Below are 20899 nucleotides of genomic sequence, written 5' to 3'. Positions count from 1 at the left end.
CGCTCAGGAGGCGGGGGCGTCGGCGACGGGCTCCGCGGCCGCGGCGGCCTCGGCCCCGACGGCGAGGACCTCGTCGAGCAGGCTCTCGGCCTCTTCCTCGGTGATGTCCTTCGCGAGCGCGAGCTCGGAGGACAGGATCTGCCGCGCCTTGGCGAGCATGCGCTTCTCGCCGGCGGACAGGCCGCGGTCGGTGTCCCGGCGGGAGAGGTCGCGGACGACCTCGGCCACCTTGTTGATGTCACCCGACGCGATCTTCTCGACGTTGGCCTTGTAGCGGCGCGACCAGTTGGTCGGCTCCTCGGTGTGGGGCGCGCGGAGCACGTCGAGCACCTTCTCGAGCCCCTCCTCGCCCACGACGTCGCGGACACCGACGAGGTCGACGTTCTCGGCCGGCACCTGGATGCTCAGGTCGCCCTGGGCCACCTTGAGGTGGAGGTAGGTCTTCTCCTGGCCCTTGATCGTGCGGACCGTGATGTCCTCGATGAGGGCGGCCCCGTGATGGGGGTACACCACCGTCTCGCCCACTACGAACGTCATGTGTGAAGTACTCCCTCAGGCTTGGCGACAGGCCATTCTACCACGCCGTTTCGGCGTGATTCCGCGCCTCGTGAGACTCGACGGACCGCCTGACGGGGCCGACGTCGACGCAGGTCTAGTACCCTCGCGACAGGTCCCGACCACCCCCCTGAAGGAGCCTCACCATGGCCGTTCCCCAGCGCCTGACCCGCGTCGGCGTCGCCGTCGCGTCCGCCGCGCTGCTGTCGTCCTGCATGCTGGCGGCCGACGTGACGACGCTCAACCCGTACGCCCCGTCCGACGGCACGCGGGTCCAGGTCGCCGACGGGGTCGCGGTCGAGAACCTCCTCGTCCTCACCGAGGGCGAGGGCGAGGTCGGCCACGTCGTGGGGTCGATCGTCAACAACACGCTCGAGCCGGTGACGGTCCAGCTCGACGTCGGGGAGACCGGCGCACCAGCGCCCTTCGAGGTGCCGGCCGAGAGCCACATCCCGCTGCACGAGGCGAACGTGACGATCGAGGCGGTCGAGGGCGCTCCCGGCTCGACGCTGCCGACCGCGGTCCAGGGCCCCGGCGGCTTCAGCTCGGTCATCGAGATCCCCGTCCTCGACGGCACGCTCGCCGAGTACTCGGAGTTCCTCGAGCAGGCGGACTCGCCGGAGTCCGGCTCCGAGTCCTCCTCCTGAGTCGCGCCCTCCGCAGGACCGCCGGCCCGGGCGGGGCATCCGCCCCTCCCCTGCGCGACGACGCCGAGCTCAGTCGCCGTCGGTGACCAGCTTGTAGCCGAGCCCGCGCACGGTGTGCAGCATCTGCGGGTGCGCCGGGTCGACCTCGATCTTGCCGCGCACGCGCTTGACGTGGACGTCGAGCGTCTTGGTGTCCCCGTGGTAGTTCGGGCCCCAGATGCGGTCGATGAGCTGGCCGCGGGTGAGCACCCGGTCCGGGTTGCGCAGGAACAGCTCGAGCAGCTCGAACTCGCGCAGCGGCATGGCGACCGACTCGCCGTCGACGGTGAGCTCGTGCCGGTCGACGTCCATCCGGACGCGGCCGACGGTGAGCACGGACGACTCCCCCGCCTCGACGGCCGGGCCGCGCCGCAGGACCGCGTGCACGCGCGCGACGAGCTCGCGATAGGAGTACGGCTTGGTCACGTAGTCGTCGGCGCCGAGCTCGAGCCCGACCACCTTGTCGATCTCCGAGTCCTTCGCCGTCAGCATGATGACGGGGACCTGGGAGCGCTGCCGGAGCTGCCGGCACACCTCGGTGCCGGACAGGCCCGGGAGCATGAGGTCGAGCAGGACGAGGTCCGCGCCGTGCCGGTCGTAGGCCGCCACCGCCTCGGTCCCGTCGCCGACGGCCTCCACCGTGAACCCGTCCCGCTCGAGCTTGAACGTCAGCGTCTCGCGGTAGGTCTGCTCGTCCTCGACCAGCAGGATCTTCGTCATCAGCGCTCCTCCTCGGATGGCGGTCGACCGGGGTCGCCGCCGGTGGCGTCGTCCTCGTCGTCGGATGGATCGGTGGGGCCCGGCTCCTGGGCCTCGGGCAGGACGAGCGTGAACGTCGAGCCCCGGCCCTCGGTGGACCACAGCTCGGCCCGGCCGCCGTGGTCGGCCGCGACGTGCTTGACGATACTCAGGCCGAGGCCGGAGCCACCCGTCTCGCGGGACCGGGCGAGGTCGCCGCGGAAGAATCTCTCGAACACGCGGTCGCGGGCGTCCGCGGGGATCCCGGGGCCCTGGTCGACCACGGCGATGCGGATGAGACCGTCCGCGCGGGAGACCCCGACCGACGCGGTCGAGCCGGCCAGCGAGTACCGCACGGCGTTGTCGAGCAGGTTGCGCACGGCGGTGGTGAGCATGCCCTGGTCGCCGTACAGGCGCAGGCCCTGCGCGCCGCCGGAGCGGATCGACACCTCGCGGGCGTCGGCCTCGACACGGACGCGGTCGACGGCCTCGGCCACGACCTCGTCGACCTCGACGACCGCCGGGTCGACGAGCGCGTCGGGCTCCTGGAGCCGGGAGAGATCGATGATGTCCTGCACGAGCTCGGCGAGGCGCCGCGACTCGGTCTCCATCTTCCCGGCGAAGTGCCGCACGCTGTCCGGCTCGTCGGCGACGTCGTCCATCGTCTCGGCGAGCAGCGCGATGGCGCCGACCGGGGTCTTCAGCTCGTGGGAGACGTTCGCGACGAAGTCCCGGCGCATGTCCTCCACCCGCCTCGCGCGCGTGCGGTCCTCGGCCAGGAGCAGCACCCGGCCGCCCTTGAGCGCGGCGACCCGGACCTGGAGGTGCACCGTGCCGGCACCGGCCACCGGTCCGCGCGGGAGTGCCAGCTCGGCGTCGCGGATCTGCCCGTCGCGCCGCAACCGGGCCACCATCTCGGCGAGCTCGGCGTGCGCGAGGCGGTCGTGGCGCACGAGGCCGAAGCCGTAGGCGGCCGAGGAGGCGCGCACCACGTCGTCGTCGGCGTCGAGCACGACGATCGACTGGGGCAGCACCGTGAGGACCGAGATGACGTCGTCGTCGAGGCCCGGCGCGGTGCCCGCCGGCTCGAGCTCGGCGTCGCGCTCGCGGTCCGACGAGCGCAGGGCGAGACCCGCCCCGAGCCCGACGATCAGTCCGAGCAGGGCGACCACCCAGAGCTGCCAGGAGTCGTGCACGCCCACGAGATTAGGCTGGATCACGGACGTTCACCGACCTCGCCCCGCGGCGTTCCCCCCGGGCCACCGCCCGTCCACCACATGTTCACCGGGCGCGGCTTGGCTACCCTTGGACCGTGGGGCCGCGATGCGGTCGCCATCTCGAGAGCCGCGGAGGCCACCCATGCGCAAGATCTTCACGCACGACCTGGAGCAGCTGCAGGACAACCTCGTCCGCATGGCCGAGGCCACGAGCCAGGCCATGACCAAGGCCGCCGAGTCGCTGCGCACCGCCAACCTGCAGCTCGCCGAGCAGGTGATCGACGCCGATGACCGCATCGACGAGCTCGACCGTCAGCTCAACGAGCAGGGCATCGCGCTCCTCGCTCTGCAGGCGCCCGTCTCGCGCGACCTGCGCCAGGTCATCTCGGCGCTGCGCCTGTCCGGGACGATCGAGCGCATGGGCGACCTCGCCCAGCACGTCGCGTTCGTCGCCCGCGGCCGCTTCCCCGACCAGGTGGTCGGCGGCGCGGCGCACGAGCTGCTCGTCCAGATGGCCGACGAGGCGGTCCGCGTCGCGGCCGACGTCGTCGAGCTCGTCCGCGGGGCCGACCTCGACAAGGCCCGCGAGCTGGAGGAGAAGGACCACATCCTCGACGACCTCCACCTGCGCACCTTCGAGACCGTCCTCGACGACTCGATCGAGCTCAGCCGCCAGGAGATCGTCGACGTCATCCTCATCGGTCGGTACCTCGAGCGCTTCGGCGACCACGGCGTCTCGGCCGCCCACCGCATCAACTACCTCGTCACGGGCACGACGACGGACGCCATCAGCGACGGGGAGCCTGGCCAGGCCGGGGCCACAGACGAGCAGACCGGCGGTCTCTGACCCGTCCGCGCGGCCAGAGCCACGAACGACGGCGCCGCCCACCCGAGAGGGTGGGCGGCGCCGTCGTTCGTGCGTCGGACAGAGCTCGGGGTCAGCGGCCCTGGTTGGCCACGGCCTCGATCGCCGCTGCGGCGGCGTCGGGGTCGAGGTACTGGCCGCCCGGCGTCAGCGGCCGGAGGTCCTCGTCGAGCTCGTAGAGCAGCGGGATGCCGGTGGGCACGTTGAGGCCGGAGATGGTCTCGTCGTCGATGCCGTCGAGGTGCTTGATGATGGCCCTCAGGGAGTTGCCGTGGGCCGCCACGAGGACGGTGCGGCCGGCCTTGAGGTCGGGCACGATCGCGTCCTCCCAGTACGGCAGGGCCCGCTCGAGGACGTCCTTGAGGCACTCGGCGGCCGGGATGGGCTCGCCGGCGTAGCGCGGGTCGGCGTCCTGGCTGAACTCGGAGCCGGCCTCGATCGGGGGCGGCGGCACGTCGTAGGAGCGGCGCCACTGCATGAACTGCTCCTCCCCGTACTCGTCGCGGATCTCCTTCTTGTTCTTCCCCTGGAGCGCCCCGTAGTGGCGCTCGTTGAGGCGCCAGTGGCGGTGGACCGGGATCCAGTGGAGGTCCGCGGCGTCGAGCGCGAGGTTGGCGGTCATGATCGCGCGGCGCAGCAGCGAGGTGTGGAGGACGTCCGGGCGCACACCGGCGTCGGTCAGCAGGGTGCCGCCGCGGCGGGCCTCCTCGACGCCCTTCTCCGACAGGGGGACGTCGACCCAGCCGGTGAAGAGGTTCTTGGCGTTCCACTCGCTCTCGCCGTGGCGGAGCAGGACAAGTCGGTAGCTCATGGCTCCATCCTTCCACCGATCACCCGTGAGGGAGAGGCCCGGCCACGGACGCGGAACGGCCCGCGGACCGATGTCCGCGGGCCGTCCGTCGGCCGACCGGTCGGGTCAGCGGTTGTTGTACTGCTCGACGATCTCGGCCTTGATGCGACCGCGGTCGCTCACCTCGATGTCGTTCTCGCGCGCCCACTCGCGGATGGCCTGGGCCTCCGACGCGCTCTGGCTGCGCGAGCGACGCGGTGCGCCGGAGCGGGCGGCTCCGCCGGACCGACGGGCGCCGCCGCCACGCACGGGGCGCGCACCGGCGACCCACGGCGCGAAGGACTCGCGCAGCTTGGCGGCGTTCGCGTCCGAGAGGTCGATCTCGAAACGCTCACCGTCGAGAGCAAAGGTGACAGTGCTGTCGGCGGGCGTTCCGTCGATATCGTCGATGAGCTTGGTAATAGTCTGGCGAACCATGATGCCCCTCCCCGGGATTCATACCGATCACAGGTCGTCAATCGGCTGCATGAAGCATAAACGCATTCATCGATCAGTGTCACGTCGAATGCACGGCATTCGCGTGATCGAGGCGCGGGAATGAATTTGCACACACCGGTGAAGTTGTCGACCGCCCCGAACAATATGTGCTTCTCCCGTCCGAGAATCGGCCATCAATGTCATCACGGCAGATCGGGCACGGTCGCTCGAGCACCTCACGGGCGACCTGTGAGCGATTCGACGAACAATTCACGGCCGCGGGGGTGGGGGTGGCTCTCGTGGCGAGGAGCGATCCACGCCCGCCGGGGGGTGGGGGCGGCTCTCGCGGCTGCGAAGGATCCACGCCCGCCGAACGCCTCGGGCCCGGGGGTGCCAGGGCGCACGACAGCGACGGGCGGTCCCCCGTCCGTCGTCCTAGCGGACGGAGCTCTCGGGGCGCTCAGGAGCCCCGGACCGGCCCGGGGCGACCGAGGCTCCGCCGGCGTCCGCCGACCCCGCAGGACGCCCGCGCGCGCCCTTGACGGCACCCTGCTCCGACGCCGCTCGCTCCTCGGCCGCCAGTGCGCCGGCGACGCTCGAGGGCGACGCCGGGAGCGGGGCGAGATCGAGATCGGGGTGCCGTTCCCGGAATGCCTTCTCGGCCTCCCGCTCGGAACGATCCGCACCGAGGAATGCGCGCACGATCACCACGAGCGCGATCAGCAGTCCGATCGGCGGCACCAGGGCGATCACGTAGTCCACGCAGCCAGGATAGTCCCCGGACAATCGGAACGACAGGCCGGTGCGCCGAGCAGCGGGCCGTGCGGAGTTCCCGAAGATGCGGGCACGACCGCTCCGGGGCGGACCCGGAAAGTGATTCCGCGGTCGCCACGGTGAGAGCGACCGGCCGCGCGCAGCACGCGTGCCACGGCACCTGCACGCAGCGCCGACGTCGACGTCGTCGGTCACCGTCCACCGGCGCGCGGTCGGTATCGGCGACGCGAATCACCCGACGAAGAAGCGCACGGCGTCACGGCTCGCCGGACGTACAGCCGGAGGTACCGAGCCTCGACCGAGCCGGGACAGAAATGCCCCTGACCGGCGGGATCGCCGGTCAGGGGCCTGTTCCGAGCCGCCTGGGAGAATCGAACTCCCGACCTATTCATTACGAGTGAATCGCTCTACCGACTGAGCTAAGGCGGCGTGCTGCCGTGAGCAGCGCCATCCATGCTAGCGGCCGGCGGCGCACCCCCGCAGCCGGATCGACGCGCCATGCGTCACACCCGGGGCGCGCCTCCCGGGCACTCTCAAGGGCGCCCTGCCGCGCGTCGCTCCCCCGGGGCACTCCCCCGCGCCGATCAGCAGGTGAGCTCGTCCTCGGGCGGCGTGCCCTCGAGAAAGAACTCGTCGACGGCGCCCTGGACGCACTCGTTGGAACGGCCGTACGCCGTGTGCCCCTCGCCCTCGTACGTGACGAGGACGCCCTCGTCGAGCTGGTCGGCGAGGCCGACCGCCCACTCGTACGGGGTGGCCGGGTCGCCCGTCGTGCCGATGACGACGATGGGGCCGGAGCCCTCTGCGGCCACCGGGCCGGGCTCGCGCTCGGACTCGTGCGGGTAGTTGAGGCAGAGCAGGTCGTTCTCGCCGCCGAAGAACTGGCCGAAGGTCGGGGCGACCTCCTCGAGCTGGGAGACCTGCTCGTCGAGCTCGGCCTGCGTGTGCTCCACGGTCGGGTAGTCGAGGCAGTTGATCGCCCAGTTGGCCTCGGTCGAGTTGTCCGCGAAGCTGCCGTCGTCGTTGCGCGTGTTGTAGATGTCGGCGAACTGGAGCAGCGCGGTGCCCTCGTTGAGGTTGATCGCCGCCTGGAGGGCCGCGGTGAGCATCGGCCAGGACGACTCGTCGTACATCGGCAGGATGATCCCGGTCAGCGCGAGCGCCTGGGTGAGCGGCCGGTCCGGGTCGCTCGTCGGCAGGGGGTTGGCCTCCGCCGACTCGAGGAGCTCGACGATCTGGGCGGCGCCGTCGTCGACCGAGCCGGTGAGCGGGCACAGCGCGCCGGACTGGCAGTCCTCGATGTAGGCGCGCAGGGCGCCCTCGAAGCCGCCGGCCTGGCCGACGGTGATGTCGAAGCCGGACGAGGTCGGGTCGAGCGCCCCGTCGAGGACCATGCGGCCCACGTTCTCCGGGAACAGGTCGGCGTAGGTCGAGCCGAGCAGGGTGCCGTAGGAGAACCCGAGGTAGTCGAGCTGGGTCTCGCCGAGCACCGCGCGCAGGACGTCCATGTCCCGGGCGGCCGAGACCGTGTCGACGTTGCCCGCGAGGTCACCGGACTCCGCCTCGCAGCCGGCGCCGATGAGCTCGGCGTCGGCCTGCCAGTCGGCGTCGCCCTCGGGCGTGTCCGGGTAGTCCTCCGAGAGCAGGCGGTCGAGCTCCGCGTCGTCCACGCAGTCGATCTGGGTCGAGTTCTGCACGCCGCGCGGGTCGAACCCGACGATGTCGTACGCGGCCGTGACCTCCGGCGAGATCGACGAGGTGGCGTACTCGACGAACTCGACGCCGGAGCCGCCGGGGCCGCCGGGGTTGATGAGCATCGAGCCCACCGGCTCGCCGTCGGAGGCCGGGAGCCGCTTGACGGCCAGGGTGATCGACTCGCCGTCGGGGGCGTCGTAGTCGAGCGGCACCTCGATGTCGGTGCACTCGAACTCACCGCAGTCGGTCCACTCGACGTCCTGCTCGTAGTAGGTCTCGAGCCCCTCGGGCACGGGCGGCATCTCCTCGCCCGCGCCGCTGCCGGTTGCGCCCGACCCGGACTCCGAGCCGGACTCGCCACCGCTGCCGGGGTCCGTCGTCGGGTCGTCGACCTCCCCACCACAGGCGGCCAGGACGAGCGTGGCAGCAGCCAGCGCGGGAACGATTCGAAGGAGCCTCGGCATGCCGACCAACCTAAGGCACGTGCCGGGCCGGCGGCGATCAGCCCCGCAGGGCACCACTCCCCGTCCCACCTGCGCGTCCGGGCGGTCGGGGGACGGCGGCTGCGTGCCTGGCGGGGCCGGTCGGCACCGCGCCCGGCCGGGGTCGACGCCACCCCCCGCGGGGGGCCGCCGGCGCCGACGCCTCAGACGCGCTCGAGGTCCGTGCCGGACCACAGCTCGACCATGAGCGCCTCGGTCGCGAGCAGCGGCGGCACGTTGAGCGTGAGCCGCGTGCGGGCGGTGGAGACGGCGTCGAGGCGCCGCAGCGTCGTCTCGGCGGTGGAGCCGCGGGCGAGCTCGGCCACGACGTCGGCGGCCGCGGTGTTGACGGGCTCGACCGTGGAGCCGAGCTGTCGCAGGAGCACGTCCCGGTAGAGGGACATGAGCGCCAGCAGGGAGCCGTCGAGGACGTCGCGCTGCGCGCGGGTGGTGCGCCGCTTCTGGTCCTCCTCGAGCTGGCGGACCTGGGCGCGCAGCGCCGGCGGGAGCCGCCCGCCGTCCTCGGCCCCGAGGGTGCGCAGCAGCTCGGTGCGCTCGGCGGCGTTGCGGTTCTCGGTGGACGCCGCGGCGTCGGCGGCCGCAATCTCCACGAGGTGGGCGGCGGCGAGGACGGCGTCGCCCACGGACCGGAGCTCGAGCGGGACCCGCAGGAGGTCACGGCGCCGCTCCCGCGCGTCCTCGTGCAGGGCGAGGCGCCGGGCGAGCCCGATGTGGGACTGGGCGGCGTGGGCGGCCTCGAGCGCGACGTCCGGGTCGGCCCCGTCCCGGCGCACGAGGAGGTCCGCGACGGCGGCCGGGTCGGGGATACGCAGGTGGATCGACCGGCACCGCGAGCGGATGGTCGTGACGACGTCCCGCGGGCTCGGGGCGCACAGCAGCCACACGGTGCGCGGCGGGGGCTCCTCGATCGACTTGAGCAGGAGGTTGGAGGTGCGCTCGACCATCCGGTCGGCGTCCTCGACGACGACGACGCGCCACCTGGACGACCCGGGTGCGCGCTGCGCGAGGGTGACGAGCTCGCGCACCTCGTCGATCGAGATCGTCACCTTCTCGGTGGCCAGCACCGTGACGTCGGCGTGCGTGCCCGCGAGCGCGGTGGTGCAGGCGGCGCACTCGCCGCAGCCGGGCTCGCCCGGGGCCGTGCACATGAGCGCGGCGGCGAAGGCGCGGGCCGCGACCGAGCGGCCGGACCCCGGCGGTCCCGTGACGAGCCAGGCGTGCGTCATCCGTGCACCGACGGTGTCGCCACCCGCGGGGGCCGGGGCCGCTGCGGCGGTGGCCGGGGCGTCGGCGGAACCGGCGGAGAACTCGTCCCCGGTCTCGTCGGCGCCTCGCGCGGCGAGGGCGGCACCGCGGAGCGTCTCCACGACGGCGTCCTGCCCGACCAGGCCGTCCCAGACGCTCACGGCCGGTCACCGTCCCCGCCAGTGTCCGCGTCCGCGCCCGGAACGGCGCCGGGCGCCGCGCCCCCGAGCACCCTCTCGACGGCGACGCGCACCCGCGCGTGCACCTCGTCCGGCGTCCCGGCGGCATCGACGACGACGACCCGGTCCGGCTCGGCCGCCGCGATCCGGAGGAACTCCTCGCGCACGCGGAGGTGGAACGCGTCGCCGGCGCGCTCGAGGCGGTCCGGCTCCCCGCCACGGCGGGCGGCCGCGACGGTGGGATCGACGTCGAGCAGGATCGTCAGGTCGGGCGTGAGCCCACCTGTGGCCCACGCCGAGAGGTCACGCACCTCGCCCGGCCCGAGGTCCCGGGCGGCCCCCTGGTAGGCGACGGAGGAGTCGACGAAGCGGTCCGTGACGACGACCGCGCCGCGCTCGAGGGCCGGGCGGACGAGCGAGGCGACGTGGTGGGCGCGGTCGGCGGCGTAGAGCAGCGCCTCCGCGCGGGGGTCGACGTGCTCGCCATGGAGGATGAGGCGGCGGATCTCGGCGCCGAGCGGCGTCCCGCCGGGCTCGCGCGTGGCGACGGCCTCGCGCCCCCGCGCCACGAGCCAGGTGAGGAGCAGGGCCTGCTGGGTCGACTTCCCCGCGCCGTCGCCCCCCTCGAGGGAGATCAGCAGTCCGACGGGTGCGCTCACCGGGCCAGGGTAACGACGCCGGCCCACACCGATCGCCGCAGCACCGACACCTGTGGACGGAACTACGACGTCCCCGTCGTCGGCTTCTTGGCCGCCGGCTTCCGCGCGGCGGGCTTCTTCGCCGCGGGCTTCTTCGCAGGCGCCTTCCGCGCCGGCTTCTTGGCCGGTCCCTTCGCCCGCTTCTCGGCGAGCAGCTCGTAGGCGCGCTCGTTCGTCAGCGTCTCGATGGGGTCGTCCTTGCGCAGCGTGGCGTTCGTCGTCCCGTCGGTGACGTAGGGACCGAACCGCCCGTCCTTGACGATCACCGGCTTCTCGGAGACCGGGTCGGTGCCGAGCTCCTTGAGCGGCGGCCGGGCGGTCGCTCCCCGGCGGCGCTTGGGCTGGGCGTAGATCTCGAGGGCCTGCTCGAGGGTGATGCCGAAGATCTGGTCCTCGGTCTCGAGCGAGCGCGAGTCGGTGCCCTTCTTGAGGTAGGGCCCGTACCGGCCGTTCTGGGCGGTGATGTCGTCCCCGCTCGTGGGGTCCTGGCCGACCACGCGGGGCAGGGAGAGCAGCTTGAGCGCGTCGTCGATGCCGATCGTCGACAGGTCCATGTCCTTGAACAGCGAGGCGGTCCGCGGCTTGGGCTGGCCCGGCTTCTTCCGGCCGGACGCGGTGCGCTCCGGCTCGGGCAGGACCTCGGTGACGTAGGGGCCGAAGCGCCCGTTCTTCGCGATGATCGTATGGCCCGAGTCGGGGTCGGTCCCGAGCTCGCGCCCGTCGTCGGCCTGAGCCTCGAGCAGCTCCTTCGCCTTGGCCACGGTCAGCTCGTCGGGGGCGACGTCGTCGGGGATCGACGCCCGGCGGCCCACCGGCGCGGCGCCGTCCTCCCCCGGCTTCGCGTCCGCGGCCGGCGCCTCCTCGACGTAGGGACCGTAGCGGCCGACTCGGACCGTGATCCCCTCGCCGATGTCGATCGAGTTGACGGCGCGCGCGTCGATGTCGCCGAGGCCCTCGACGAGGGCGCGCAGGCCCTCGCGGCCCTCGCCCCCGCGGTAGAAGTGGGTGAGCCAGTCGACCCGGTCGAGGTCGCCGGACGCGATCTTGTCGAGGTCGTTCTCCATCTCCGCGGTGAAGTCGTAGTCGACGAGCCGCGGGAGGTTCTCCTCGAGGAGACGGACCACGGAGAACGCGAGCCAGCTCGCCACGAGCGCCTGGCCGCGGCGCGTGACGTACCCGCGGTCGGTGATGACGCCGATCGTCGCGGCGTAGGTCGACGGGCGGCCGATGCCGCGCTCCTCGAGCGCCTTGACGAGCGAGGCCTCGGTGTAGCGCGGCGGCGGGGAGGTCTCGTGGCCGGACGCCTCGGCGCCCTGGACCTCGAGCACGTCCCCGGCGGAGACGTTGGGCAGGCGGGCGTCCCCGTCGGCGTCGCCGTGCCGTTCGGCGTCGCGCCCCTCCTCGTACGCGGCGAGGAAGCCGCGCTCGGTGATGACGGTGCCGGACGCGGTAAGGATCGCCCGGTCGGCCTCGGCCGGGCTGCCGGCGAGGTCGGCGGCGACGCGCAGCGTGGCGGTCGACCCGGTGGCGTCGATCATCTGCGAGGCGACGGTGCGCTTCCAGATGAGGTCGTACAGGCGCAGGGCGGCCGGGTCGAGCTGGGTGGCCACCTCGTCCGGGGTGCGCATCTGGTCGCCCGCGGGCCGGATCGCCTCGTGCGCCTCCTGGGCACCCTTGGCCTTGCCCGCGTAGTACCGCGGCTTGTCCGGGATGCTCGCCGGGCCGTAGAGCTCGGTGGCCCGGCGGCGGGCCGCCCCGATCGCCTCGGACGAGAGGTTCGTCGAGTCGGTCCGCATGTAGGTGATGAAGCCGTTCTCGTACAGCCCCTGGGCCACGCGCATCGTCTCGCGCGAGGCGAGGCGGAGCTTGCGGGAGGCCTCCTGCTGGAGGGTCGACGTGGTGAACGGCGCCGCCGGCCGGCGACGGTACGGCTTGGTCTCCACGCCCTCGACGGCGGTGGTCGCCTCCTTGAGCGCCTCCGCCACGGTGGTCGCGGCGGCCTCGTCGAGCACGACGACGTCGCGGGCACGCCCGGTGAGCTCGCCGTCGTCGCCGAAGTCGCGGCCCGTGGCCACGCGGGCGCCGTCGAGCTCGAGGAGCTTGGCGTCGAACGTCTCGGGGGCGTCGGTCGCGGAGTAGGTGCCCTTGACGGACCAGTAGGACGCGGCGCGGAAGGCCATCCGCTCGCGCTCCCGCTCGACCACGAGGCGCGTGGCGACGGACTGCACGCGGCCCGCGGACAGGCCGGAGCGGACCTTGCGCCACAGCAGCGGGGAGACCTCGTAGCCGACGAGGCGGTCAAGGATGCGGCGGGTCTCCTGCGCGTCGACGAGCGGGGCGTCGATCTCGCGCGGGTTCTCGAGCGCGCGGCTGATCGCGTCGTTCGTGATCTCGTGGAAGACCATCCGGTACACGGGGATCTTCGGGTTGAGCACCTCGTGGAGGTGCCACGCGATCGCCTCGCCCTCGCGGTCCTCATCAGTGGCGAGGTAGAGCTCGTCGGCGTCCTTCATCTTGCGGCGGAGCTCGGCGACCTTCTTCTTCTTGTCGGCGTCGACCACGTAGTAGGGCTCGAAGTCACCCTCGACGTCCACGGCGAACTTCCCGTACGGGCCCTTCTTCATGTCCGCGGGCAGCTCGGAGGGCTGCGGGAGGTCGCGCACGTGCCCGATCGAGGCCTCGACCTCGAAGTCGGGGCCGAGATAGCCGCCGATGGTGCGGGCCTTGGCGGGCGACTCGACGATGACGAGCTTGCGGGGCATGCGCGGGAGGGTCCTTTGCTGTGGCGTGAGGGGGCGGGGCGCCGGAGGGTCTGTGGCCGACGGTAACAGCGCGTCGGCGCACCGCTCCCGGTCGCCCGGTTCCTCGGATGGTAGGCGACGGCGTCAAGCGGGTCGTTCGGGGCTACCGTGCGCGGGTGAGGTGCGAGTACTTCGACGACGGCCGCTGCCGCTCGTGCACGTTCCTGCGCACCCCGTACGAGAAGCAGCTCGCCACCAAGGTGGCGGGCCGGCGAGAGCTGCTGGACTCGGTGCCGGCAACCGCGTGGCTCGAGCCGGTCGCATCCGCGGACGAGTGGTTCCGCAACAAGGCGAAGATGGTGGTCGCCGGGACGACCGCGGCGCCGACGCTCGGGATCCTCGACCCGGCGGGCGCCGGGGTGGACCTGCGCGGATGTCACCTCTACCCGCCGCCTATCACCGAGGCCCTGCCGGTGCTGGCGGGCCTCGTCACGCGCGCGGGCCTCACCCCCTACGACGTGCCCGGGCGGCGCGGCGAGCTCAAGCACGTCCTCGTCACGGTCTCGCCGGACGGGGAGCTGATGGTCCGGTTCGTGCTCCGCTCGCGCGACCGGCTCGGCCGGATCCGGCGACACCTGCCGGAGCTGTTCGCGGCCCTGCCGAACCTCGCCGTCGTCACGGTCAACCTGCTCCCCACCCATGTCGCCCTGCTCGAGGGCGACGAGGAGATCGTGCTGACCGAGCGGTCGGTGCTGCCGATGCGGCTCTCGCTGCCCGGCGGACCGCTCGACCTCGAGCTGCCGCCGCGCTCCTTCTTCCAGACGAACACGGCGATCGCCGAGGCCATGTACGGCCAGGCGGCCGCGTGGGCGGCGGAGATCGGGCCCACGACGGCGTGGGACCTGTACTGCGGCGTGGGCGGGTTCGCGCTCGCGATCGCCGGCGGGTCACCCGCCACCCGGGTCGTGGGGATCGAGACGTCGGCGGACGCGATCACCGGCGCGCGCGGCGCCGCCAGGCGCGCCGGTCTCGACTCCCGGGTGAGCTTCCACGACGGCGACGCGACCGCCTGGGCCGCGGCGTCGTCGTCGGCCCCGGACCTCGTGGTGGTCAACCCGCCCCGGCGCGGGCTGTCCGCGGAGCTGGCTGCGTGGCTCGAGGGGTCGGCCACGGGGCACGTCCTCTACTCGTCGTGCAACGCGACGACGCTCGCGCGGGACCTCGCGCTCATGCCGTCGCTCGGGCCGGTGGCGGCGCGGCTGTTCGACATGTTCCCGCACACGGCGCACGACGAGGTCATGGTGCTGCTCGAGCGGGCGTGAACGGGCGGCTCAGTCCCGCCCGAGCGCCGGCGCGACGTGCGTGACGATCGACTCGAGCAGCGCCGCGTTGTAGTCCACGCCCAGCATGTTGGGGACCGTGACGAGCAGGGTGTCGGCCGCCTGGACGGCGGCGTCGGAGGCGAGCTCCGCGGCGACGACGTCGGGCTCTCCCGCGTACGTGCGGCCGAACCGGGCCCGCACGCCCTCGAGCACGCCGACCTGGTCCTCGCTCTCCTCGCTGCGCGAGCCGAAGTAGCGGTGGTCGAGGTCGGAGACGATCGGGAACACCGAGCGTGAGACTGACACCCGCGGGGTCCAGTCGTGGCCGGCCTCGGCCCACGCGTCGCGGAAGACCTGGATCTGCTCGGCCTGGAGCTCGTCGAAGGGCACGCCGGTGTCCTCGGTCAGCAGGGTCGAGGACATGAGGTTGTACCCCTCCTCCGCGGCCCACCGCGCGGTGGCCCGGCTGCCCGCACCCCACCACAGGCGACGGTCGAGCCCCTCGGACAGGGGCTGGACCGCGAGCGGCACGCTCTCGCCGGTCTGCTTCGGGTCCGACATGACGACCCCGGCGCCGCGGATCGCCTGCCGCGCGATGTCCGCCTTGGTCCGGGCGACGTCCGCCATCGACTCCCCCTCCGGGGCCCGGTAGCCGAATGCGCCGGCGCCGTCGAGGGCGGGCTCCGGTGAGCCGCGCGAGATGCCGAGCTGGAGGCGGCCGCCCGCGATGAGGTCGGTGGCCGCGGCCTCCTCCGCGAAGTAGAGCGGGTTCTCGTAGCGCATGTCGATGACGCCGGTGCCCATCTCGATGCGGGAGGTCCGGGCGGCGACGGCGGCGAGCAGCGGGAACGGGGAGGCCAGCTGCGGGGCGAAGTGGTGCACCCGGAAGTAGGCGCCGTCGATGCCGATCTCCTCGGCCGCCTCGGCGAGCTCGATGGACTGCAGATGGGCGTCGGCGGCCGTGCGGACACCGCTGCCGCCGATGTCCCGCCAGTTGCCGAAGGAGAGGAATCCGATGCGCTTCACGTGAGGGTCAACGGATCGGGCGGCGCGATGTTCCCGGGCGCTCGCAGCGATCAGGCGCCGGTTCGGTCGAGCTCGAGCCCCAGCAGCGCGTTCTCGGTGACCTCGGGCAGGGCCGGGTGGATCCAGTACTGCTGCGTCGCGACCTCACGGACGTCGAGGTCGAACGCGAGGACGGTGATCATCTGTTGGATGAGGGTCGACGCCTGTGGCCCCATGTAGTGCGCGCCGAGCAGCTTGCCCGTGGTCCGGTCGGCGACGAGCTTGGCGATACCCGTGGTGTCCTCCATGGCCCACCCGTAGGCGACGTCCCCGTAGGACTGCACCTTGACCACCACGTCGTGCCCCGCGGCCCGCGCGTCCTCCTCGGTCAGCCCCACGGTGGCGATCTGCGGGTGTGTGAACACGGCCGCAGGCACGTGCTCGTGCGGCATGGGCCGCAGGTCGCCGGGGTGGAGCAGGTTGTGCGTGACCGCCCGGGCCTCGGCGTTGGCCACGTGCTTGAGCATGTACGGCGAGGACACGTCGCCGAGGGCCCACACCCCCTCGGCCGAGGTCGAGCGGCCGTACTCGTCGACCGACACGCGCCCGTCCGCCGTCGTCGCGACGCCCCCGGCGCCGACGTCGAGCCGGTCCCCGTTGGGCACCCGCCCGGTCGCGACGAGCAGCACCTCGCCCGACGCGGTCGTCCCGTCGTCGAGGCTCAGGTGGACCTCGCCGCCCGACTCCGCGACGTCGGTGACGGCCCGGCCCGCGCGCACGTCCCACCGCTCCTCGGCGATCTCGTTGAAGCGGTCGCGCAGGTCGGCGTCGAGGTGCCGCAGGAGCGGGGACCGGCTGACGATCGTCACCTCGGTGCCGAGCGACTCGAAGACGTGCGCGAACTCCATGGCGATGTAGCCGCCGCCGAGGATGACGATCGAGGCCGGCAGCTCAGGCAGCCGCATGATGTCCTCGTTCGTGCTGTACCGCACGCCCGAGGCCTCGATCGCCTCGGGCACGAACGGCCGCGAGCCCGCGGCGACGACGACCTGGTCGCCGGAGATCACCCTCGACCCACTCCCCTGCCCGGTGCGCAGGGTGCGGTCCCCGACGAACACGGCGTGCTGGTCGTAGACGTCGATGTTCGGCGTGCGCGGGCCGCGGCGGTACTCCTCGCCCCCGGCGGCGATCGGGTCGATGCGGCGCCCGAAGACCCGCTCGACGATGCCGGGCCAGTCCACCGAGTGCACGTGGGCGTCGAGCCCGAGCCGGCCGGAGGCGGCCACCTCGTGGGCGACGTCGGCGGCGTAGACGTACATCTTCGTCGGGATGCAGCCCACGTTGAGGCACGTGCCGCCGAACCTGCCCTCCTCGACGATCGCGATCGACGTCTCGTCCATCTCCGGCCCGGGGATCGAGTTGCCGGACCCGGTACCGATGATGATCAGGTCGTAGTGCGCATCCACGGCTGGTTCTGCGGGCTCGGAGGATGTGGCGGGCGAGGCGCTCACGGGTGCTCCTTCTCGGGGTGGTCGGTGGTGGGGACGAGCATCCCGGTGACGAGCAGCTCGCGCAGCCACCAGGTGAGCTCGGCGCGCAGATCGGTCGCGGGCACCTCCAGCAGACCCGCCACCGCGTCGACGAGGACCCCGAGCGGCAGCTCCCCGTCGCACGCCCCGACGACGGCGGACAGGCCCGTCGTCGCGCGGATCGTGCGCGCGTACCCGCCGCCCTGGACGAGCTCGATGACCTCGGGCTCGGCCGCGCCGGGGCGGTGGTGGCGGACCTCCGTGACGTCGGGGGCGACGAGGAGGGTCGTGGCGAGCAGTGCGTCGTCGTCGTCGAGGGCGGGCCGAAGGCGCGCGACGGCGTCGAGGACCGCGGCCACGTGGTCGCCGAGCCGCCCGCTGCCGAGGCCCTGCGCGTCCTCGAGCCGCCGCCAGGGCGCACCCGCCGGCTCGTCCACGCCGGGCCTTCGCACGGTCACGTGCCCCATCCCGATCGCGGTCACGCCGCGCGCCTCGAGGTCACCGAGCCACCGCTCGGCGGCCGCCTCGAACGCCGCGCGACCCGCGGCGGGGTGCGTGCCGCCGTCCCGCAGCCAGGTGTCGACGTAGGTGGCGGGGTCGATCGAGTCGCGCCGGACGACCCACAGGTCGAGCGCAGGGTCCACCCAGCCGCCGACGCGCGCGGTCCAGTCCTCACCGGCGCGCTCCTCCCAGTTCGCAAGCAGCTGGGCGGTCCCGCCGGGCTCGATGTGGTCGCCGACGCCGCGCAGCAGCTCGGCCACGAGGGCGTCCCCGGGGGCCCCGCCGTCGCGGTACGTCGCCCCCTCGCCCGTGCGCCCGGAGACGACGAACGGCGGGTTGGAGACGATCCGGTCGAAGCGTCCGCGCGCGGGGGCGAGCAGCGAGCCGAGGCGCGCGTCGACCGCGAGGCCGGAGAGGTCGGCGCCGAGGCCGGTCAGGGCGAGGGCGCGGGGGTTGACGTCGGTGGCGACGACCCGGGCACCGGCCGCGGCGGCGCGCAGGGCGAGGTAGCCGCTCCCCGTGCCGACGTCGAGCACGCGGTCCCCGGCGGCCGGCCGCACGGCGAGGGCGTCGAGGGTGGTCGTGGCGGAGCCGATCCCGATGACGTGGTCGGACGCCGGCTCGCGGCCCGGGACCAGCGGGTCGGAGACCGCCCAGCCGGTGCGCTCCCCCAGGTCGACCGGGCGGACGGTCACGAGCGGGGTGACGCTCTCGCCGTCGGACTCCGCGATCCCGAGAGCGACGAGTACGACGACGAGGGACGGATCGTCGGTGCCGTCGCTGGAGAGATCCTCGGCGCGGACGCTCTCCCCGAGCACGAGCAGCCGGACCCAGGCCGCGAGCTCGCGGTCGCCCGCAGGGCTCGCCCCCTCCTCAGCCGCGCGCTCGAGCGCGCGCAGCGCGGGCGCGCGGTTCCCCGAGGCGAGGAGCGACTCGGCGAGCGGGCCGAGGAGGTGAGCGACGCCGTCGGGCGTGAACCCGACCCGGCGCCAGGCGGCGGCGAGGACGTCCTCGGGAAGCTCGGGCACCCGTCGAGACTACGAGAGTCCCGCCTCGGCGAGCTCGCGCTGCTCCTCGCGCACCGCGCGCCGGCGCGAGAGCAGGACCGCCCCGACGGCGACGGCACCGGCCACCGTGGCGAGCGCGATCCGCAGGGTGTGGTTGGCGTCTGCGGGGACGGACCACTGGACCACGAGCGGCGCGATGAGCAGGGCGACGAGGTTCATCACCTTGATGAGCGGGTTGATGGCGGGACCGGCGGTGTCCTTGAACGGGTCGCCCACGGTGTCACCGATGACGACGGCCTCGTGCTGGGCGCTGCCCTTGCCGCCGTGGTGGCCGTCCTCGACGATCTTCTTCGCGTTGTCCCACGAGCCGCCGGAGTTCGCGAGGAAGACGGCCATGAGGACGCCGGTGGCGATGGTGCCGGCGAGGAACCCGGCGAGCGGGCCGACCCCGAGGCCGAAGCCCACGGCGATCGGGGCGAGGGCGGCGAGGAGGCCGGGCGTGGCGAGCTCGCGCAGGGAGTCGCGGGTGCAGATGTCGACGACCTTGCCGTACTCCGGGCGCTGCTCGCCGGTCATGATGCCGGGCAGGTCGCGGAACTGGCGGCGCACCTCGCGCACGATCGCGCCGGCGGAGCGGGTGACGGCGTCGATCGTCAGGCCCGAGAAGAGGAACACGGTGGCGGCGCCGAGGATGACGCCGACGAGGGTGACGGGGCTGATGAGCTCGTAACTCATCATCGCGCCGACGATGCCGCCGGCCTGGGCGCGTCCGTCGGCGGCGAGGTCGGCGACTGCAGTGGAGACGACGTCGGCGTACGAGCCGAACAGGGCGGTCGCCGCGAGGACCGCGGTGGCGATGGCGATGCCCTTGGTGATGGCCTTGGTCGTGTTGCCCACGGCGTCGAGGTCGGTGAGGATCTGCGCGCCCTCCTCGTCGACCTCGCCGGACATCTCGGCGATGCCCTGGGCGTTGTCCGAGACGGGGCCGAAGGTGTCCATGGCGACGATGACGCCGACGGTGGTGAGCAGGCCGCAGCCGGCGAGCGCCACGAGGAACAGGGCGAGCCAGACGGAGCCACCGGCGAGCAGGAAGCAGCCGCAGATGGCCGCGGCGATGACGCCGGCGGTGTAGACGGCGGACTCGAAGCCCACCCCGATGCCGGCGAGGACGACCGTGGCCGCGCCGGTCCGGGAGGTGGCCGCGACCCGCTGCGTGGGGCTCGTGCCGGTGCCCGTGTAGAAGCCGGTGAGCCAGAGGATGACGCCGGCGAGCGCCACGCCGATGAGGACGGCGAGCGAGGCGACGACGCGGGGGTCGTCGATCGGGACGTCCGTGATCGCCCCCGTGGTCCCGAGCGTGTCGGCGAACGAGGCGGGCAGGTAGGCGAACGCGGCGATCGCGGCGAGGACGACGCCGGCGACGGCCGCCGTGTAGAACCCGCGGTAGATGGCCTTGAGCCCGGACTCCGCCCCGCGCACGCGGGTGGTGAGCACGCCGAGGACGGCGACGACGGCGCCGACCGCGGTGACGAGGAGCGGCAGGATCATGCCGTGCTCGCCGAGGGCGGCGCGGCCGAGGATGAGGGAGGCGACGAGGGTGACGGCGTAGGACTCGAAGAGGTCGGCCGCCATGCCGGCGCAGTCGCCGACGTTGTCGCCCACGTTGTCCGCGATCGTCGCGGCGTTGCGGGGGTCGTCCTCGGGGATGCCCTGCTCGACCTTTCCGACGAGGTCCGCGCCGACGTCGGCCGCCTTGGTGAAGATGCCGCCGCCCACGCGCATGAACATGGCGAGCAGCGCGGCACCGAAGCCGAAGCCCTCGAGCACCGTGGGGGCCTCGGGGCCGTAGACGATGACCGTCAGCGCGGCGCCGAGCAGTCCGAGCCCGACGACGCTCATGCCGACGACGCCACCCGTGCGGAAGGCGATCCGCGCGCCGTCGGCCCGGCCGTCCGCGCGGGTCGCCGCGGCCGCCACGCGCACGTTGGCGCGGACCGCGAGCCACATGCCGAGGTACCCGATCGTCGCGGAGAACACGGCGCCGACGAGGAAGGCGACGGACCTGCCGATGCGCACGTCCATGTCCCCCGGCAGCAGCAGGAGCAGCCCCGTGATGACGACGACGAACAGCCCCAGCGTGCGGAACTGGCGCGCGAGGTAGGCGGATGCCCCCTCCTGGACGGCCCTGGCGATCGAGACCATGTTCTCCGAGCCGGTCTGCTCGGCGAGCACCTGGCGGCGCAGCACGAGGGCGAAGGCGAGCGCCCCGATGGCGAGCACTCCGACGCACACGGCGATGACGAGGGACGAGGTCGACAGATCCTGCACGGGTCCTCCACGGTGAGGAGCGCCGCGGACGGCGCTGACGAGAG

17 protein-coding genes and 1 tRNA gene are annotated in these 20899 nt (G+C 73.2%); 3 read left to right on the top strand and 15 right to left on the bottom strand.

The window, feature by feature from the left end; translation table 11 throughout:
- Nucleotides 1-3 precede the first annotated feature (3 nt).
- Entirely contained in the window at nucleotides 4-537 is a 534-nt protein-coding gene (locus tag ACPYO6_RS08400; protein WP_425714405.1) for a CarD family transcriptional regulator, read from the bottom strand.
- 164 nt (nucleotides 538-701) lie between these two features.
- On the opposite strand from ACPYO6_RS08400, the gene ACPYO6_RS08395 reads away from it, so the two are divergent.
- Nucleotides 702-1202, top strand: coding sequence for a hypothetical protein (locus ACPYO6_RS08395; protein ID WP_425714404.1), 501 nt, complete (start codon nucleotides 702-704; stop codon nucleotides 1200-1202).
- A gap of 69 nt (nucleotides 1203-1271) precedes the next feature.
- Here the strand turns inward: ACPYO6_RS08395 and ACPYO6_RS08390 are convergent, their stop codons facing one another.
- Complete coding sequence (locus ACPYO6_RS08390; RefSeq protein ID WP_425714403.1) at nucleotides 1272-1961, bottom strand: response regulator; 690 nt, start codon at nucleotides 1959-1961, stop codon at nucleotides 1272-1274.
- Nucleotides 1961-3199, bottom strand: a complete 1239-nt coding sequence (locus tag ACPYO6_RS08385; protein ID WP_425714402.1) for a sensor histidine kinase — start codon at nucleotides 3197-3199, stop codon at nucleotides 1961-1963. Before ACPYO6_RS08385 ends, ACPYO6_RS08390 begins: the two co-directional genes overlap by 1 nt.
- A 139-nt stretch (nucleotides 3200-3338) precedes the next feature.
- On the opposite strand from ACPYO6_RS08385, the gene phoU reads away from it, so the two are divergent.
- On the top strand, nucleotides 3339-4043 hold the full coding sequence (gene phoU, locus ACPYO6_RS08380; protein WP_425714401.1) for a phosphate signaling complex protein PhoU: 705 nt from the start codon (nucleotides 3339-3341) through the stop codon (nucleotides 4041-4043).
- 91 nt (nucleotides 4044-4134) lie between these two features.
- Here the strand turns inward: phoU and ACPYO6_RS08375 are convergent, their stop codons facing one another.
- The 8 genes from ACPYO6_RS08375 to topA form a co-directional block, all read right to left on the bottom strand.
- Nucleotides 4135-4872: a phosphoglyceromutase gene (locus ACPYO6_RS08375; protein ID WP_425714400.1), complete on the bottom strand. Its 738-nt coding sequence runs from the start codon at nucleotides 4870-4872 to the stop codon at nucleotides 4135-4137.
- Between the two features lie 105 nt (nucleotides 4873-4977).
- On the bottom strand, nucleotides 4978-5328 hold the full coding sequence (locus ACPYO6_RS08370) for a histone-like nucleoid-structuring protein Lsr2 (protein WP_425714399.1): 351 nt from the start codon (nucleotides 5326-5328) through the stop codon (nucleotides 4978-4980).
- Between the two features lie 435 nt (nucleotides 5329-5763).
- The gene (locus ACPYO6_RS08365) at nucleotides 5764-6090 is read right to left on the bottom strand and encodes a hypothetical protein (protein ID WP_425714398.1); all 327 of its coding nucleotides are present in this window, start codon (nucleotides 6088-6090) and stop codon (nucleotides 5764-5766) included.
- A gap of 368 nt (nucleotides 6091-6458) precedes the next feature.
- Nucleotides 6459-6531 (bottom strand) — tRNA-Thr (locus tag ACPYO6_RS08360).
- A gap of 155 nt (nucleotides 6532-6686) precedes the next feature.
- Nucleotides 6687-8261: an alpha/beta hydrolase gene (locus ACPYO6_RS08355; RefSeq protein WP_425714397.1), complete on the bottom strand. Its 1575-nt coding sequence runs from the start codon at nucleotides 8259-8261 to the stop codon at nucleotides 6687-6689.
- 182 nt (nucleotides 8262-8443) lie between these two features.
- Nucleotides 8444-9706: a DNA polymerase III subunit delta' gene (locus ACPYO6_RS08350; protein ID WP_425714396.1), complete on the bottom strand. Its 1263-nt coding sequence runs from the start codon at nucleotides 9704-9706 to the stop codon at nucleotides 8444-8446.
- On the bottom strand, nucleotides 9703-10383 hold the full coding sequence (tmk, locus tag ACPYO6_RS08345) for a dTMP kinase (protein WP_425714395.1): 681 nt from the start codon (nucleotides 10381-10383) through the stop codon (nucleotides 9703-9705). The genes ACPYO6_RS08350 and tmk overlap by 4 nt, the downstream gene beginning before the upstream one ends.
- Before the next feature lie 62 nt (nucleotides 10384-10445).
- Nucleotides 10446-13184, bottom strand: a complete 2739-nt coding sequence (gene topA, locus ACPYO6_RS08340) for a type I DNA topoisomerase (protein WP_425714394.1) — start codon at nucleotides 13182-13184, stop codon at nucleotides 10446-10448.
- Between the two features lie 155 nt (nucleotides 13185-13339).
- Here topA and rlmC point away from each other — a divergent pair, with 155 nt between their 5' ends.
- The gene (rlmC, locus tag ACPYO6_RS08335) at nucleotides 13340-14485 is read left to right on the top strand and encodes a 23S rRNA (uracil(747)-C(5))-methyltransferase RlmC (RefSeq protein WP_425714393.1); all 1146 of its coding nucleotides are present in this window, start codon (nucleotides 13340-13342) and stop codon (nucleotides 14483-14485) included.
- A gap of 9 nt (nucleotides 14486-14494) precedes the next feature.
- Here the strand turns inward: rlmC and ACPYO6_RS08330 are convergent, their stop codons facing one another.
- The 4 genes from ACPYO6_RS08330 to ACPYO6_RS08315 are packed head-to-tail and all read right to left on the bottom strand — an operon-like array spanning nucleotide 14495 to nucleotide 20855.
- Nucleotides 14495-15511, bottom strand: a complete 1017-nt coding sequence (locus tag ACPYO6_RS08330) for an LLM class flavin-dependent oxidoreductase (protein WP_425714392.1) — start codon at nucleotides 15509-15511, stop codon at nucleotides 14495-14497.
- A 50-nt stretch (nucleotides 15512-15561) separates the two neighbouring features.
- Nucleotides 15562-17001, bottom strand: coding sequence for a mycothione reductase (gene mtr / locus ACPYO6_RS08325; protein ID WP_425714391.1), 1440 nt, complete (start codon nucleotides 16999-17001; stop codon nucleotides 15562-15564).
- Nucleotides 16998-18548: a DUF7059 domain-containing protein gene (locus ACPYO6_RS08320; protein ID WP_425714390.1), complete on the bottom strand. Its 1551-nt coding sequence runs from the start codon at nucleotides 18546-18548 to the stop codon at nucleotides 16998-17000. The genes mtr and ACPYO6_RS08320 overlap by 4 nt, the downstream gene beginning before the upstream one ends.
- A 9-nt stretch (nucleotides 18549-18557) precedes the next feature.
- A complete protein-coding gene (locus tag ACPYO6_RS08315; protein ID WP_425714389.1) occupies nucleotides 18558-20855 on the bottom strand; it encodes a sodium-translocating pyrophosphatase in 2298 nt (765 codons plus the stop codon).
- Nucleotides 20856-20899 lie beyond the last annotated feature (44 nt).

Origin of the sequence: Georgenia sp. Z1344 (genome assembly GCF_049856295.1) — a bacterium.
Taxonomy (GTDB): domain Bacteria; phylum Actinomycetota; class Actinomycetes; order Actinomycetales; family Actinomycetaceae; genus JB111.
This window is presented reverse-complemented; position numbering and strand designations above follow the sequence as displayed.

What these genes read in the sequence shown, in the direction of transcription:
- ACPYO6_RS08400 (WP_425714405.1), bottom strand. Translation starts at nt 537, where the DNA reads ATGACGTTCGTAGTGGGCGAGACGGTGGTGTACCCCCATCACGGGGCC.
- ACPYO6_RS08395 (WP_425714404.1), top strand. Translation starts at nt 702, where the DNA reads ATGGCCGTTCCCCAGCGCCTGACCCGCGTCGGCGTCGCCGTCGCGTCC.
- ACPYO6_RS08390 (WP_425714403.1), bottom strand. Translation starts at nt 1,961, where the DNA reads ATGACGAAGATCCTGCTGGTCGAGGACGAGCAGACCTACCGCGAGACG.
- phoU (WP_425714401.1), top strand. Translation starts at nt 3,339, where the DNA reads ATGCGCAAGATCTTCACGCACGACCTGGAGCAGCTGCAGGACAACCTC.
- ACPYO6_RS08375 (WP_425714400.1), bottom strand. Translation starts at nt 4,872, where the DNA reads ATGAGCTACCGACTTGTCCTGCTCCGCCACGGCGAGAGCGAGTGGAAC.
- ACPYO6_RS08370 (WP_425714399.1), bottom strand. Translation starts at nt 5,328, where the DNA reads ATGGTTCGCCAGACTATTACCAAGCTCATCGACGATATCGACGGAACG.
- ACPYO6_RS08355 (WP_425714397.1), bottom strand. Translation starts at nt 8,261, where the DNA reads ATGCCGAGGCTCCTTCGAATCGTTCCCGCGCTGGCTGCTGCCACGCTC.
- topA (WP_425714394.1), bottom strand. Translation starts at nt 13,184, where the DNA reads ATGCCCCGCAAGCTCGTCATCGTCGAGTCGCCCGCCAAGGCCCGCACC.